General features: G+C 65.7%; 15 protein-coding genes. 9 read left to right on the top strand and 6 right to left on the bottom strand.

Features of this window, described 5'->3' with window-relative positions:
* Positions 1–31 precede the first annotated feature (31 nt).
* From P1X14_RS11380 to P1X14_RS11390, 3 genes are read right to left on the bottom strand one after another with little or no spacing between them, the layout of a single operon-like run.
* A complete protein-coding gene (locus tag P1X14_RS11380) occupies positions 32–652 on the bottom strand; it encodes a hypothetical protein (protein WP_277315484.1) in 621 nt (206 codons plus the stop codon).
* Positions 653–678: 26 nt separating this feature from the next.
* Positions 679–1,365: a DNA alkylation repair protein gene (locus tag P1X14_RS11385; protein WP_277315485.1), complete on the bottom strand. Its 687-nt coding sequence runs from the start codon at positions 1,363–1,365 to the stop codon at positions 679–681.
* 8 nt (positions 1,366–1,373) lie between these two features.
* Entirely contained in the window at positions 1,374–2,948 is a 1,575-nt protein-coding gene (locus P1X14_RS11390) for a peptide MFS transporter (RefSeq protein ID WP_277315524.1), read from the bottom strand.
* 234 nt (positions 2,949–3,182) lie between these two features.
* On the opposite strand from P1X14_RS11390, the gene P1X14_RS11395 reads away from it, so the two are divergent.
* Genes P1X14_RS11395 through P1X14_RS11410 form a run of 4 tightly spaced genes read left to right on the top strand, consistent with a single transcriptional unit; the run spans position 3,183 to position 5,512 of the window.
* A complete protein-coding gene (locus P1X14_RS11395) occupies positions 3,183–3,770 on the top strand; it encodes a nitroreductase (protein WP_277315486.1) in 588 nt (195 codons plus the stop codon).
* Between the two features lie 31 nt (positions 3,771–3,801).
* The gene (locus P1X14_RS11400; RefSeq protein ID WP_277315487.1) at positions 3,802–4,158 is read left to right on the top strand and encodes a GntR family transcriptional regulator; all 357 of its coding nucleotides are present in this window, start codon (positions 3,802–3,804) and stop codon (positions 4,156–4,158) included.
* A 5-nt stretch (positions 4,159–4,163) separates the two neighbouring features.
* The gene (gene lepB, locus P1X14_RS11405; RefSeq protein ID WP_277315488.1) at positions 4,164–5,003 is read left to right on the top strand and encodes a signal peptidase I; all 840 of its coding nucleotides are present in this window, start codon (positions 4,164–4,166) and stop codon (positions 5,001–5,003) included.
* A 26-nt stretch (positions 5,004–5,029) separates the two neighbouring features.
* Positions 5,030–5,512 (top strand): hypothetical protein, encoded by a 483-nt coding sequence (locus P1X14_RS11410; protein WP_277315489.1) that lies wholly within the window; start codon positions 5,030–5,032, stop codon positions 5,510–5,512.
* Here P1X14_RS11410 and P1X14_RS11415 read toward each other — a convergent pair.
* Positions 5,509–7,218, bottom strand: coding sequence for an acyl-CoA dehydrogenase (locus tag P1X14_RS11415; protein WP_277315490.1), 1,710 nt, complete (start codon positions 7,216–7,218; stop codon positions 5,509–5,511). The two genes, P1X14_RS11410 and P1X14_RS11415, sit on opposite strands and share 4 nt — an antisense overlap.
* On the opposite strand from P1X14_RS11415, the gene P1X14_RS11420 reads away from it, so the two are divergent.
* Positions 7,217–8,239, top strand: coding sequence for an L-threonylcarbamoyladenylate synthase (locus tag P1X14_RS11420; protein ID WP_277315491.1), 1,023 nt, complete (start codon positions 7,217–7,219; stop codon positions 8,237–8,239). The two genes, P1X14_RS11415 and P1X14_RS11420, sit on opposite strands and share 2 nt — an antisense overlap.
* 122 nt (positions 8,240–8,361) lie before the next feature.
* On the top strand, positions 8,362–9,099 hold the full coding sequence (gene aqpZ / locus P1X14_RS11425) for an aquaporin Z (protein ID WP_277315492.1): 738 nt from the start codon (positions 8,362–8,364) through the stop codon (positions 9,097–9,099).
* Between the two features lie 146 nt (positions 9,100–9,245).
* Here the strand turns inward: aqpZ and msrA are convergent, their stop codons facing one another.
* Positions 9,246–9,791, bottom strand: coding sequence for a peptide-methionine (S)-S-oxide reductase MsrA (gene msrA / locus P1X14_RS11430; RefSeq protein ID WP_277315493.1), 546 nt, complete (start codon positions 9,789–9,791; stop codon positions 9,246–9,248).
* Between the two features lie 70 nt (positions 9,792–9,861).
* On the opposite strand from msrA, the gene galE reads away from it, so the two are divergent.
* The 3 genes from galE to P1X14_RS11445 all read left to right on the top strand — a co-directional run bounded on the left by galE (position 9,862) and on the right by P1X14_RS11445 (position 11,343).
* Positions 9,862–10,857: a UDP-glucose 4-epimerase GalE gene (galE, locus tag P1X14_RS11435; RefSeq protein WP_277315494.1), complete on the top strand. Its 996-nt coding sequence runs from the start codon at positions 9,862–9,864 to the stop codon at positions 10,855–10,857.
* A gap of 73 nt (positions 10,858–10,930) precedes the next feature.
* Positions 10,931–11,083, top strand: a complete 153-nt coding sequence (locus P1X14_RS11440) for an antitoxin (RefSeq protein ID WP_277315495.1) — start codon at positions 10,931–10,933, stop codon at positions 11,081–11,083.
* The gene (locus tag P1X14_RS11445; protein WP_277315496.1) at positions 11,071–11,343 is read left to right on the top strand and encodes a type II toxin-antitoxin system RelE/ParE family toxin; all 273 of its coding nucleotides are present in this window, start codon (positions 11,071–11,073) and stop codon (positions 11,341–11,343) included. The genes P1X14_RS11440 and P1X14_RS11445 overlap by 13 nt, the downstream gene beginning before the upstream one ends.
* Here the strand turns inward: P1X14_RS11445 and P1X14_RS11450 are convergent.
* Positions 11,340–13,433 (bottom strand): TonB-dependent receptor, encoded by a 2,094-nt coding sequence (locus P1X14_RS11450; RefSeq protein WP_277315497.1) that lies wholly within the window; start codon positions 13,431–13,433, stop codon positions 11,340–11,342. The two genes, P1X14_RS11445 and P1X14_RS11450, sit on opposite strands and share 4 nt — an antisense overlap.
* Between the last annotated feature and the right edge of the window lie 237 nt (positions 13,434–13,670).

Raw genomic sequence — 13,670 nt, forward strand, 5'->3', positions numbered from 1 at the left:
TCGTTTGGGGATGCCTCAGGGTTGAGACCGGTCAATCATATTCCCAGCAGGTATAATAGTCGCCCCAGAGGTGGCGGCAGCCGGTGATCATACCGAGGTCTCTGACCGAAGCCGGTGCAATCCAGAGCCCGGACTGGTCGAAATGGCCTTTCGCCAACATCACGTCGCCGCTGGGATCGTAGACGGTGGCGCCCCAAGGCTGGCGCATGTCGCCATGGCGGAACGCGACACGCACCGGCGGCCCCGGGACGGTGATATAGTCGATGTTGCCATCCTGACCGTAACGTTCTCCCGGCACCGAACCCGCCTTCGCGATGATGGCTTCATAATGATCGCGGTCGATGGTCAACCGGATCAGGCTGGCGAAGAAATTACCCGCGTCGAACAGCGGCATGACGACCACCACACTGACCGCGAACAAGAGCGGCGCTAGCCCGATTAGAAGCGCGCGTTGCCGTCGCTCGACCGGCAGCTTCATGCCGCGGTCGATCCAGATCAGGGTGCCGATCAGCATCGCGATGAGGCCAGCGGCGACCAGCAGAAAGAGCAGATACCCGATGGCCAACGACCAGACGCCGAAGAATCCGGCCGCCAGCGGAAGGATGGCCAATAGCGCATAGAATCTGAACATCCGTCCGAGATGATCGGCCACTGCCCTGTCCTTTCCGTACGAGGATTCTAAGTCTCGCGCTCCGCCTTCAACCTAGCATCGTTCTTCGCAAATTCGCGCAGCGCGTCCTTGCCGTTCCAGCGCGCGGTTTTGTCCTTTGACGCCGCCAGCCGCGTCGCAGTCTCGCGGGCGGCCGTACGCAGCGCCGGGTCCTTCTTGCCGCCGATCGCGCGGAGTGCCCAGTTGACGCCCTTCTTCACGAAGTTGCGTTCGTCGGTCGCGGCGCTCTCGATCAGCTTCAAGCCCTCGAGGTAATCGGCCTGCTTGCCGTGCAGCGCCAGGCAGGCCAGCAGCGCGAAGCCGGCCCGCCGCCCGAACTCATCGTTCAGCCGCGCCCACTCCGCCACCTTGGCGGGCGCATGCGGTACGCGATCGAACAGTTTGAAACAGGCGGTGTCGGTGACGCCCCAATTGTCGAAATCGGCGCGCCAGCGGTCCATCTGTTCCCGCGTCACCTGCGCCGCATCGTCGATCAGGATCGCGGCGATGCGTGCTTCGTACCAACCGGTCGCCCACAGCGCTTCGGCCAGTTCGTGATCGTTCCGCAGCGGCTTGGCGATCGCCTGGATCGCGGCCATCGGCACGCCCCAGGCCTGTTCGACATGGATGCCGAACTTCGGCCCCATCCGCTCGCGGTACGAAAACGAAGAGGCGGCCTGCAGGGATTGCAGGACCGCCTCCACGCGTTCGTCCATCGAAGGGATCAGCGGGTTTCGCCGCTGGTCCCGGTTCCGGCCGCCTGCGGCTCGCCGAGTTCGGACTGACCGGCCAGCTCGTCGTCCTTCAGCGTATCGAGGTGCATCAGCTTCTTCACGATCGGCGACAGGATCAGCACCGCCAGCGCGATGCCCATCGTCCACAGGCCGATGTTCCAATAGACGTCGAGCGTGCCCTGCTTGGTCATCTCGCCGTCATGACCGCCGGTTGCCTCACCGATCTTGCCCGCGACGAAATTGCCCACCGCGGTCATGTAGAACCAGGCGCCCATGATGAGCGACGCCAGATGCTTCGGCGCGAGGCGGTTCATGGCCGAGAGACCCACCGGCGACAGGCAGAGCTCGCCGGTCGTCTGGAAGAAGTAGATCAGGAACACGAACAGCACCGGCGTCATCACTTCCGGACCGACCATCTGCGCACCCCATACGAAGATGAGGAACGAGAAGCCGACCTGTGCGAGCGCGAGGCCGAACTTGGCCGGGGCCGAAGGCTCGAGACCCTTCTTGCCCAGCCAGACCCACAGGCCCGCGAAGATCGGACCCATCAGCACGATGTAGATCGGGTTGATCGACTGGAACAGCGAAGCCGGAACGCCTGCACGGTCGACGAAGCGATCGGTGTAGAGGTTGAGGCTGCCGCCGGCCTGTTCGAACAGGCCCCAGAAGACCGGGTTCAGCGCGATCAGGAACAGCACGACGAACATGCGGTCACGCGCATGCGGCTCCAGCTTGAAGCTCTCGTACAGGACGTAGAGCAGCAGGCCGACGCCCGACACGATCAGCAGGTTCTGGATCACGCTCTGATACTGGATCAGGCCCCAGATCACGAACGCCGAGGCAAAGCCCAGCGCATAGACGATATATTCGAACTTGATGCCCGCCACCGGGCGCGCAAGCTTTGCAGGATCGGGCGATTCGCCCTGACCCATCAGCAGCGGCTTGCCGAGCACGAACACGATCAGGCCGAGCAGCATGCCGAGGCCCGCCGCGCCGAAGCCATAGGCCCAGCCATAGGTCTCGCCCAGCCAGCCGGCCAGGATGGTGCCGATCGCGGCGCCGACGTTGATGCCCATGTAGAAGATCGTATAGGCGCCGTCGCGGCGCACATCGGTGCGTGCATAGAGCTGGCCGACGATCACCGAGATATTGGCCTTCAGGAAGCCCGAGCCGACGATGATCAGCGAGAGCGCCATCCAGAACACGTTGATCGCGGGATCGGCCTGCTTGATGACCGGATCGATCACGCCGGTGGAGCCTTCCACCGCCATCAGCACATGGCCCATGGTGAGCAGCACGGCGCCGAACAGCACCGCCTTGCGCTGACCCAGATAGCGATCGGCCAGATAGCCGCCCAGAACCGGGGTGATGTACACGAGGCTGGTATAGGCGCCGTAGATCAGGTTCGCGTGGCTATCGCCGAACAGCCAGTGCTTGGTGAGGTAGAAGATCAGCAGTGCGCGCATGCCGTAATAGGAGAAACGCTCCCACATTTCGGCGAAGAACAGGACGTAGAGTCCCTTGGGATGGCCCGCAAATTCGGGCTTCTTGCTGGTGGCGATCATGCCGCCCCCGGCAAGGAACACCAGCAACGCGATTCCCGCGAGCATGGCGATGATATCTTCTGTCCGCAAAGGACTGCTCCCCTTCAAGCTATTTGCTCGCCCTGCGCAATTCCGTCAGGACGATGAATGGCTTGGGAACCTAACGACTCAATCACACATGCCAAGCGCATTGTGACCGATTGGTTTCACGTCGGCCGCATTGCGGGACGGGGCAAGGCGGCCTAGCTGGGCCTCATGATATTCAACGATCGCACCACGCCGCTGTCGCTCCTCGAAACCCGCCGTTCGGGCAAGCCGCGCGATCTGGTCGCGCCGGGGCCGGACATGGACCAACTCCACGCGATGATCGCCATCGCCTCACGCACGCCGGACCACGGCAAGCTGTTCCCCTGGCGCTTCGTGATCGTGCCCGACGATGCCCGCGCCGCGCTGGCGGCGAAGCTGGGCGAGATCGTGATGGCGGAGAAGGCCGATGCCGGCCCGCGCGACGTGGAAGCGGCGGCGCAGTTCGCCACCCAGTCGCCCGCTTTGGTCGTGGTACTCTCGAAGCCCGTCCATGGCCACAAGGTGCCGGTGTGGGAGCAGGAGCTTTCCGCGGGTGCCGCCTGCATGAACCTGCTCCACGCCGCGCATGCGATGGGTTTCGTCGGCGGCTGGCTGACCGGATGGGCAAGCTATTCGGATGCGGTGCGCGACCTGTTCGGCGCGGCGCCGGAGAAGATCGCGGGATTCATGTTCATCGGCACGCCTGCGCGAGACCTTGAGGAACGGCCCCGTCCGTTACTGTCCGAAATCGTACAGGTCTGGTCGGTGGGGGACTAGACGGACACTGTATTTGGTGTATTATCACACCATGACAGCGCTCGAACATGACGACAGCCCGGTATATCTGAAGCTTCGCGCGACGATCGCTGCGGCGATCCTGCGGGGCCAGTTCCGGGCAGGGGACCAGCTTCCTTCGGTGCGTGCACTCGCCGCCGAACATGGCGCCAATCCGCTGACCGTGGCCAAGGCCTATCAGAGCTTCCAGGACGATGGTTATGTCGAGGTTCGCCGCGGCGTGGGCATGTTCGTGCTGCCGGGCACGGTCGAGCGGCTGCGCATCGCCGAGCGCGAGCGGTTCCTCAACGGCATGTGGCCGCGGGTGCGCGATCATATCGCGCTGCTGGGCCTCGATGCCCGCGAATTGCTGGACCGCGAGCTGGTCTGACTGCGATGAGCACCACGCCGGAACCTGAAAAGAAGGATAGCTGGCGCGGGACGATCCGTTTCGTCATCCTGTTGTTCGCAGGCGTTTTTACGTTCCAGACGGTCGCGGCGAAGCCTTTCTACATTCCTTCCAGTTCGATGATGCCCGCACTCGTGAAGGGCGACCGGCTGGTGGTGACCAAATATCCCTATGGCTGGTCCTATGCCTCGCCTTCGATCCATGGATCGGCGGTGATCCCCGGACGTCTGCTGGGCACTCTGCCCGAGCGCGGCGACATCGTGACGGTGGCGCGGCGCGGCGACGGCGCGGACCTGATCAAGCGCGTGATCGGTCTGCCCGGCGACACGATCGCGGTGCAGGGCGGGGTGGTGGTCCTGAACGGCAAGCCGGTGCCGCGCGTGGCGCATGGCACGGCGATGCTGCCGGTCGACGCCAACCTGCCGTGCGACGGCGCGCTGGCCCAGTTCCGCCGGACGGGGCCGGACGGCAAGCTGCATTGCGAATTGCCGCTGTTCCGCGAGACCCTGCCCAACGGGGCGAGCTACGACACGATCGATCTGGGGCCGGACTATACCAGCTTCGGTGATGACTATGGGCAAGTCACCGTCCCCGCGGGTCATGTGTTCCTGATGGGCGACAATCGCGACCAGTCGGCCGACAGCCGCTTTCCGCTGCCGACCGGGCTGGGCGGCGCGGTGCCGGTCGAGAGCTTGGGCGGGCGTGCCGAGTTCGTGACCCACAGCTATGACGGCAGCGGATCGGCGTTCAACCCGATCAGCTGGGTCTCGTCCCTGCGCGGCGACCGCGCGGGCGAGAGTCTGCGTCCGGCGCACGAGGCGAAATAGCGCGCCGAATCTGCTAGCGTTCCGGCATGAGGTACGCTGCTTTCCTGATCCCCTTGGCTGCGCTGGCGATAACCGGTTGCCAGCCCGCATCCCCGCCGCCGAAGAATGATTCCATCGCGGTGCCCGCACCCGCGCCCGGCCCGAAGGTCGATCTGTCGGGCCATGTCGGCAAATATCCGTTCGATCGGGTCGATGGGCTGAAGTTTACCGAAGTGTCTGCCGTTCGTGCGGCGATCCTGGGCGCGGTTCGCGATCCCGAGGTCCGCAAATGGCTGACCTGGGGCGATGCCGGTCCCTCCACCCCGATCCGCTTGCGCGACGGCATGCTGATCTCATGGGGTTGCGAGGCGCATAATTGCGGGCCGCATAACTGGACGCTGCTGATCCGTCCCGACGGCAGCGGGGCGCAGATCTGTTACTATGATTCCGAGGCCGGCGACCCGCGCTGGTTCGCGGAGGGCGAGCCACTGGCGAAGAAGGAGCCGTGCCCCTCGGGCGACGCGGCCTAGGCCGCGAACGCCTCCGCATCCACCGCATACAGCACATCCGCCTTCGCCATCGCCGCGGCCTTCAGGCCCAGCGCTTCGGGAACGATCTGCTCGACATAGAAGCGCGCCGCGGCCTGCTTCATCTTCAGGAACGCAGGGTCGCCCTCGCTGCGTGCGGCGATGCGGCCGCTCTCCTCCATCAGCCAGCCGCACACCGCGGTCGAAAGCATGGTGAGGAAGGGATAGCTCGCCGCCAGCCGGTCGTCGGTCTCGGACGAGAGCAGGTTACGTGCCACCTCGTCGCAGGCGGCGATCAGGTTGACCAGCGCGTCGTCCTCGGCATCGCCGCGCATCTCGTCGAGCAGGCCGAACAGCGTGCCGCCATTGTCCATGCTCAATTTGCGGCCGACCAGATCGGCGGCCTGGATGCCGTTGGTGCCTTCATAGATCGGGAAGATGCGCGCATCGCGGAAATGCTGGGCCGCGCCGGTCTCCTCGATATAGCCCATGCCGCCATGGACCTGGATGCCGAGCGAGGCGACTTCGTTGCCCAGATCGGTGCCGTGCGCCTTGGCCAGCGGGGTGAGCAGTTCGACCCGCGCCTTGGCCTTGGCGTCACCCGCATGCGCGCGGTCGAGCTGGCCGAAGGCGAGATAGACGAGCGCACGTGCCGCCTGGGTCTGCGCCTTCATCCGCAGCAGCATGCGGCGGACATCGGGATGCTCGATGATCGCGACGCTCTCGCGGCTCGGCGCGCCGGCGCGGGCCGACTGGATGCGCTCGCGGGCATAGGCGACAGCGCGCTGGGTGGCGCGCTCGGCCACCTCGACGCCCTGCAGCCCGACATTGAGCCGGGCATTGTTCATCATCGTGAACATGGCGACGATGCCGCCCATCTCGTTGCCGATCAGCTCGCCGACGCAATCGTCATTGTCGCCGAAGCTCAGCACGCAGGTGGGCGAGGCATGGATGCCCATCTTGTGCTCGATCGAGACGGTGCGGACATCGTTGAACTCACCCGGCGTGCCGTCGGCATTCAGCCGGTACTTGGGCACCAGGAACAGCGAGATGCCCTTGGTCCCCGCGGGCGCACCCGGCGTGCGGGCGAGGACGAGATGGACGATATTGTCGGCCATGTCGTGATCGCCGAACGAGATGAAGATCTTGGTGCCCTTGATCAGGAAACTGCCGTCGCCGCGCGGCGTGGCGGTGGAGCGCAGCGCGCCCACGTCCGATCCGGCCTGAGGCTCGGTCAGGTTCATCGTGCCGGTCCATTCGCCGGTCGCGAGCTTCGGCAGATAGGCGTCCTGCTGGGCCTGAGTCCCGTGATGCACCAGCGATTCGATCGCGCCCACGGTCAGCATCGGGGCGAGGGCGAAGCCGATGTTCGAGGTGCCGAGCGTCTCGATCACCGCGGTGGCGAGGCTGACCGGCAGGCCCTGCCCGCCATAGGCGACCGGCGATCCGATCGTGCCCCAGCCGCCTTCGACATAGGCCCTGTACGCCGCGCCGAACCCCTCGGGCATCACCACGCCCGCCTCGGTCCATTTCGCGCCGACCTCGTCGCCCAGCCGCTCGAGCGGCGCCCATTCGCCCGCGGCGAACTGGCCGACACCCTCCAGAACCGCATCGACCAGATCGGGCGTGGCTTCTTCGGAAAGCTCGCCCAGGCGGACGATATGCTCCAGCACGAAACGCTGATCGGCGATGGCGGGGGTGAAGGTCATGTGTCCTCTCTTGTCGGCTTGTCGCGCGCGCTATAGCGCCGCTTGGGTGAGTCCGACAAATCCCCGCATCTTACCCTACGGCGAGGCCGCCATCGCCGAGGCCGCGCGTGTGATCGCGGCTGGCGGATGCGTCGCCGTGCCGACCGAGACAGTCTATGGCCTTGCCGCCGACGCGACCGATTCGCGCGCTGTCGCCGGAATCTACGAAGCCAAGGGGCGGCCTTCGTTCAATCCGCTGATCGTGCATGTGCCCGATCTTGCCGCGGCAGAGCGGATCGCCGAGTTCGACGATGTCGCGCGCGATCTGGCGCGGCGTTTCTGGCCCGGGCCTCTGACATTGGTGCTGCCGGTCCGCTCCGATGCGGGGATCGCTTCGCTGGTGACCGCGGGTCTCGAGACGATTGCGATCCGGGTGCCGCGCCACCGCGCGATGCAGGCGCTGCTGGCGGCCAGCGGCAAACCGCTGGCGGCGCCCTCGGCGAACGCCAGCGGCGGGATCAGCCCGACCCGCGCGGCGCATGTTGCGGCCAGTCTTGCAGGGCGCATCCCGCTGGTGATCGACGATGGCGCGACCGAGGCGGGGCTGGAATCGACCATCGTGCGCGGGCGGGAGATATTGCGGCCGGGGCCTCTGACCTTTGAAGACCTGTTCTCCGGCGAAGGCCGGAGTCCTGGTGAGGAGAGCGGATCGCCCGACAACGCAGCGCTCCGGCCTTCGCCGGAGCACGGCAAGGTGGTGGCCCCCGGCCAGCTCGACAGTCATTACGCGCCGTCCAAGCCCGTCCGGTTGAACGCGACCGAAGCAAGCGAAGGTGAGTGGCTGATCGGGTTCGGTGATGTCTCGGGCGACGACAGCCTCTCCATCGCAGGCGACCTCACCGAGGCCGCCGCCAACCTGTTCGACGCGCTCCACCGCGCCGACGCCGCGCCTGCCAATGCCATCGCTGTCGCTTCCATCCCGGAAACCGGCATCGGCATCGCGATCAACGACCGTCTCCGTCGCGCGGCGCATCCGCGCTGACTCATCCATTCCGCCACCCATTCCGGGTGTCGGCAATCTTTACACATACGCAACGAGGGCGCAGGCTCGCATCTTCATGGAGTCGCAGATCGGGGGATCGGCGGCGTATTGGAGGGGCGGACATGACCAATATGCAGCGTGGGCTGGCCGAGCTGATCGGCACCTTCTGGCTCGTTTTCGGCGGTTGCGGCAGCGCGGTGCTGGCGGCCGGCATTCAGGATGTCGGGATCGGTTTCGTGGGCGTCAGCCTCGCCTTCGGCCTGACCGTCCTCACCATGGCCTATTCGATCGGCCATATCTCGGGCTGCCATCTCAATCCGGCGGTGACGCTGGGACTGTGGGCCGGGGGCCGTTTCCCGGCCAAGGACATCCCGCTCTATGTGATCGCGCAGGTGGCTGGCGCGGTGATCGCGGCGGCCCTGCTGTGGTACATCGCCAGCGGCGCACCCGATTATAGCGGCGGCCTCGCTTCGAACGGCTTCGGTGCGGCGTCGCCTGCGGGCTATTCGTTCGAGGCCGGCATGGCGATCGAGGTCGTGCTGACCTTTGTCTTCCTGCTGGTGATCATGGGATCGACCGACAGCCGCGCGCCCGCGGGCTTCGCACCGATCGCGATCGGCCTGTGCCTGACGCTGATCCACCTGATCTCGATTCCGGTCACCAACACGTCGGTGAACCCCGCACGCAGCACCGGTCCGGCGATCCTGGAAGGCGGGATCGCGCTGGAGCAGCTGGTATGGTTCTGGGTCGCGCCCATCCTCGGCGCACTGATCGGCGGGTTTGTCTACAAGACGCTCGGCGCCGACGCCACGGTGCGCCCGCCCGTCGAAGGCGAGGCGCTGCCGGGTAAGGAAGGCTGATTTGTCAGAACGCGCATAAGAGCGCGTCCTGAAGCGGCACCGGCCCGCTCCCCCACCCGGCCACCTATAGAATATACTTCCGTTGGGTGGCCGGGTGGGGGAGCGGGCCGGTGCCGCAATGCGCCGATAGGCGCATCACAACAAAGCTAAGCCTCCGCTGCAGCCTTGCTGCGCGCCGCAAAGCTCTTGCGGAGCTTCTTGAGCTTGGGCGGGATCACCGCCAGGCAATAGGGGTTCCGCTGGCCTTCGCCTTCCCAATAGCTCTGGTGATAATCCTCGGCCGGCCACCACGGGCCGTTCGGCTCGATGGTGGTGACGATGGGTGCGGGCCAGTCGGGCTGGGCGCGCAGAATCGCGGCCTTGGCTTCCTCCTCCTGCTCGCTCGAAAGCGGGAAGATCGCCGAGCGATACTGGGTGCCGATATCGTTGCCCTGCCGGTTGAGCTGGGTCGGATCGTGCGTGCCCAGGAACATGTCGAGCAGGTCGCCATAGCTGAGCATATCGGTATCGAAGCTGATGCGGATCGCCTCGGCGTGGCCGGTGCTGCCCGAACAGACCTGCTTATAGGTCGGGTTTTCGGCGGTGCCGCCGATATAGCCGCTCTCGACCTTTTCGACGCCGATCACGTCGTTGAACACTGCCTCGGTGCACCAGAAGCACCCGCCCGCCACGATGGCCGTCTCGATCGTCATTCCCGACTCCTTGCTTATGGCGCCTAGATAGGGTTGAGCCGCTCAGGAACAAAGGGTGAGGGAGTCGGCGATGCGCGAAGGTTCGGTGCTGGTGACGGGCGGCGCAGGCTATATCGGCAGCCATGCGGTGCTGGCGCTGCTCGATGCCGGCTGGAAGGTCGTGGTGGTCGACAATCTGGTCACCGGGTTCGACTGGGCGGTCGACAGGCACGCCTCGCTGGTGGTCGCCAATATCGAGGACGACGACAAGGTCCGCGCGGCGATGCGCGATCATGGCGTGGTCGCGGTGATGCACTTCGCCGGATCGGTGGTGGTGCCGGAATCGGTCGAGAATCCGCTGAAGTATTACCGCAACAACACCGTCGCCAGCCGCGCGCTGATCGAGAGCGCGGTGGCGTGCGGGGTGAAGCATTTCATCTTCTCTTCCACCGCCGCCACCTATGGCATCCCCGAAGTCGTGCCGGTGCAGGAAGATTCACCGCGCGTGCCGATCAACCCGTACGGCATGTCGAAGCTGATGACCGAGTTCATGCTGAAGGACGTCGCCGCGGCGCATCCGATCAATTACTGCGCGCTGCGCTACTTCAACGTGGCGGGCGCCGATCCTCAGGGACGCTCGGGCCAGTCGACCGCGGGCGCGACGCATCTGATCAAGGTCGCGGTGGAAGCGGCAATCGGCAAGCGCAGCCATGTCGGTGTGTTCGGCACCGATTTCGACACGCCCGACGGCACCGGCGTGCGCGACTATATCCATGTCACCGATCTGGCCGCGGCGCATGTCGATGCGCTCGACCTGCTGATCGCCGATCCTGCGAACAGCCACACGATGAACGCCGGCTATGGCCGCGGCTTCTCGGTGCTGCAGGTGCTCGACGCGGTGGATCGCGTCACCAACATGACCATCGACCGCCGCCTCGAAGGCCGTCGCGCCGGCGACCCCGACGCGCTGGTGGCGGACAACAGCCGCATCCTCGCCGCGCTGCCCTGGCGGCCGAAGCATGACGATCTGGACGGGATCGTGAAGGATGCCCTCGCCTGGGAACGCAAGCTGGCGGAGCGGGGCTGACGCAAGCGGCGTTCGCTGCTATATCGGCTGCATGAACGCTGAGCCGCGAAATCCATTGCTGCCGCCCGAAGGCATGAGCGACGAGGAGTGGACGGCGATCCGCGACGCGCGGGCCGATGCCGATATCGCTGCGGGCCGTGGCGTTCCGCATGAGCTAGTGGCGGAATGGGCCAGTCGGCTGGGGACGCCGCGGGAGACTCCGATGCCGCGCGAATGGCTCGCGTAATCTGGAGCCCGGTCGCGCTCCATGACCTCGATCTGATCCATAGCTATATTGCGCAGTTCGATCCGGTTGCTGCGGCCCGAATCATCAACGCTTTGATCGAAACTGGCAACAGTCTCAAGGATTTCCCTGAGCGGGGCAGACCGGCGACACGTGGTCGCCGGGAGCTACCTTCGGTTCCGCCCTATCTGCTTCGCTATATTATGATCGACAGCACGGTTCATGTCGTCGAAGTCAAACACAGCGCCCGCGAACCCGACTAGAGCGCCAGCCGGGCGGTCAGGCGGATGTCGCGGCCGGCGAGCGGGGCGAAGTCCTTCAGCACGCTGGCGTGGCGGCGGGCCTCCACGTCGAAGATGTTGTTCGCCGACAAGGTGAAGCTCGTGCCCTGCGGACCCCAGGGGCTCCACGCGATCGACGCGTTGACCAGCGTATGCCCCTTGGTCTCGCTCTCGAAGCCGGTCACGCGGTTCTGGGCGAAGCTGTGCTCGACTTCGAAGCGGGTGTTGAGATGGTCCGACTGGACTTCCAGCCCGCCCAGCATGCGCAGCGGCGGGATGCGCGGCGCCGGACCCTGACCGACGATGGTCGCATGGACATAGTCCGCAAGGCCGTCGGCGTTCAGCGTGTAATTGCCGAAGCTGGCGATCCGCTTCGATGCCTCGATCTCGAACCCGTAATAGCGGGCATCGGCCTGGGCGTACTGGAAGACGGGCAGGTCGTCCTCGATCGCGCCGGTGGGCGAATCGTAGATGAAGCCATTGTACCAGCTGTAATAGGCCGATGCGCCGAGCGACCAGCCATCGCCATTGCCCTTCAGCGTGGCTTCCACGCCCCAGGCCTTTTCCGTGTCGAAATCGGGGTTGCCGACCTCGAACGCCTGCGTACCGGCATGCGGGCCGTTGGCGAACAGCTCCTCGGGCGACGGTGCGCGTTCGCTGCGCGAGGCGTTGATGCCGAAGCGCACATGGGGTGCCAGCTCGTAGCTTCCGCCGAACGAGGCCGAGAAGGTGTCGAAGCGGCGATCATAGGCCGGGTTGCCGATATCGGCGTCTTCGCGGGCGGCATAGTTGCTATGCTCGTAGCGCGCGGCGCCCTCGACCTTCACCGCGCCCAGATCGAGCGACTGGAGGGTGAACAGGCCGAAGCGGGTCATGTTGTTCTTGGGCAGGAACTTCTCGTCGCCGTCGATATGCATGTCCTTGACGACGAACTGGCCGCCGACCAGCCCTTCCCAGCTGCCGCGCGTGGTCTGGACCAGCTCGAGCCGGCCTTCATAGCCCTGGTTGAAAAAGGTGGTGCCGACCGCGCCGGTATCGTCGATCTCGCTGTGGCGGTAGTCCGCGGCACCGAGGCGCAGGCGGATATGGCTGATCACGCTGCCGCCGGTATTCACTTCGCCGCGGATATCGACGCGGGTCTGCTTCACCGCGAGCTGGACCTGCTCGGCCTCGATCGCGGGATCGAGCGAGTAGCGCACCGGCACGCCATAGATGCTGTCATAATGGCTGACCGCGAAGCCCAGATTGCCGCCCTCGTTGATGATTGCAGCACCGCCCGCAATGTCCCAGGTGCGCGCCGCGGTGTTGGGCACCGTGTCTTCGAGGGCCGCCAGATCGCGAATATCGGGATCGGCGCTCGCCAGCGCCTGCGCACGAAGCGCGGGGCTGAGCACATAGCCGCCGGTCTTCATGTCGTCGGTCTTGGAATAGCTGCCGTCGAAATGGAGCACGAGCTCGCCGGTGGCCGGCAGATCGAGCATGCCCGAGACCGAGCGCTCGTTCGCGGCCGAGCCATAGGTGGCGATGCCATCGGCATGGACCGGCGTTTCGACCCGGCGCGGGATGCGGCTGTCGATCACATTGACCACGCCGCCGATCGACGAGGGCGCGAACAGCAGGGCGGCAGGGCCGCGCAGCACTTCGATCCGGTCCGCGGTCAGGGGGTTGATCACCGCGGCATGGTCGGCCGAGGTGTTGGAGACGTCGATGCTGCCGATCCCGTCGGTCAGCACCGGCGCGCGATCCCCGGTGAAGCCGCGCAGTACCGGCTTGGATGCGTTGGGACCGAACGAGGTGGCCGACACGCCGGGCTGGGTCGCCAGCGTCTCGCCGATGGTCGGCCGCATGTTGCGGTCCAGTTCCTCATTGGCCAGCACCGCCGTGCCACCCAGCACGTCGGCGGTCGACCGCGCGCGCGTGCCGGTGACGACGATCTCGGCATTGGGCTGGGTGTGGTCCTGATCCTGTGCGGTCTCTTCGGCGGTGGTGTCCGCGCGCGGCAACGGCACATCCTCGGCATGCGCGGGAAGGGCGACGAAGGCGACGGAAGCAAGCAGCAGGGTGCGGATCATCAGGTTTGCGACTCTCGATACTGGGTATGCCGCAGTGCGATATAGGGGATGATATAAAGTATCAACTCCTTTTGACGCGAGACGCGAACGGATGGGCGCGCTTCACACGGCCGCCCTCCCCAGCGAAGGCTGGGGGCCAGCTGCAAAGGTCGATGTAACGAAGTTCGACGCTCTCCAGCGAACGTCCCGCAACTGGGCCCCAGCCTTCGCTGGGGAAGGGGAAAAAGGGAAACAGGC

Origin of the sequence: Sphingomonas sp. AOB5 (genome assembly GCF_029433115.1) — a bacterium.
Classification (GTDB): domain Bacteria; phylum Pseudomonadota; class Alphaproteobacteria; order Sphingomonadales; family Sphingomonadaceae; genus Sphingomonas.

What these genes read in the sequence shown, in the direction of transcription:
- P1X14_RS11385 (WP_277315485.1), bottom strand. Translation starts at nt 1,365, where the DNA reads ATGGACGAACGCGTGGAGGCGGTCCTGCAATCCCTGCAGGCCGCCTCT.
- P1X14_RS11390 (WP_277315524.1), bottom strand. Translation starts at nt 2,948, where the DNA reads ATGATCGCCACCAGCAAGAAGCCCGAATTTGCGGGCCATCCCAAGGGA.
- P1X14_RS11395 (WP_277315486.1), top strand. Translation starts at nt 3,183, where the DNA reads ATGATATTCAACGATCGCACCACGCCGCTGTCGCTCCTCGAAACCCGC.
- P1X14_RS11400 (WP_277315487.1), top strand. Translation starts at nt 3,802, where the DNA reads ATGACAGCGCTCGAACATGACGACAGCCCGGTATATCTGAAGCTTCGC.
- lepB (WP_277315488.1), top strand. Translation starts at nt 4,164, where the DNA reads ATGAGCACCACGCCGGAACCTGAAAAGAAGGATAGCTGGCGCGGGACG.
- P1X14_RS11410 (WP_277315489.1), top strand. Translation starts at nt 5,030, where the DNA reads ATGAGGTACGCTGCTTTCCTGATCCCCTTGGCTGCGCTGGCGATAACC.
- P1X14_RS11420 (WP_277315491.1), top strand. Translation starts at nt 7,217, where the DNA reads ATGTGTCCTCTCTTGTCGGCTTGTCGCGCGCGCTATAGCGCCGCTTGG.
- P1X14_RS11415 (WP_277315490.1), bottom strand. Translation starts at nt 7,218, where the DNA reads ATGACCTTCACCCCCGCCATCGCCGATCAGCGTTTCGTGCTGGAGCAT.
- aqpZ (WP_277315492.1), top strand. Translation starts at nt 8,362, where the DNA reads ATGACCAATATGCAGCGTGGGCTGGCCGAGCTGATCGGCACCTTCTGG.
- msrA (WP_277315493.1), bottom strand. Translation starts at nt 9,791, where the DNA reads ATGACGATCGAGACGGCCATCGTGGCGGGCGGGTGCTTCTGGTGCACC.
- galE (WP_277315494.1), top strand. Translation starts at nt 9,862, where the DNA reads ATGCGCGAAGGTTCGGTGCTGGTGACGGGCGGCGCAGGCTATATCGGC.
- P1X14_RS11440 (WP_277315495.1), top strand. Translation starts at nt 10,931, where the DNA reads ATGAGCGACGAGGAGTGGACGGCGATCCGCGACGCGCGGGCCGATGCC.
- P1X14_RS11445 (WP_277315496.1), top strand. Translation starts at nt 11,071, where the DNA reads ATGGCTCGCGTAATCTGGAGCCCGGTCGCGCTCCATGACCTCGATCTG.
- P1X14_RS11450 (WP_277315497.1), bottom strand. Translation starts at nt 13,433, where the DNA reads ATGATCCGCACCCTGCTGCTTGCTTCCGTCGCCTTCGTCGCCCTTCCC.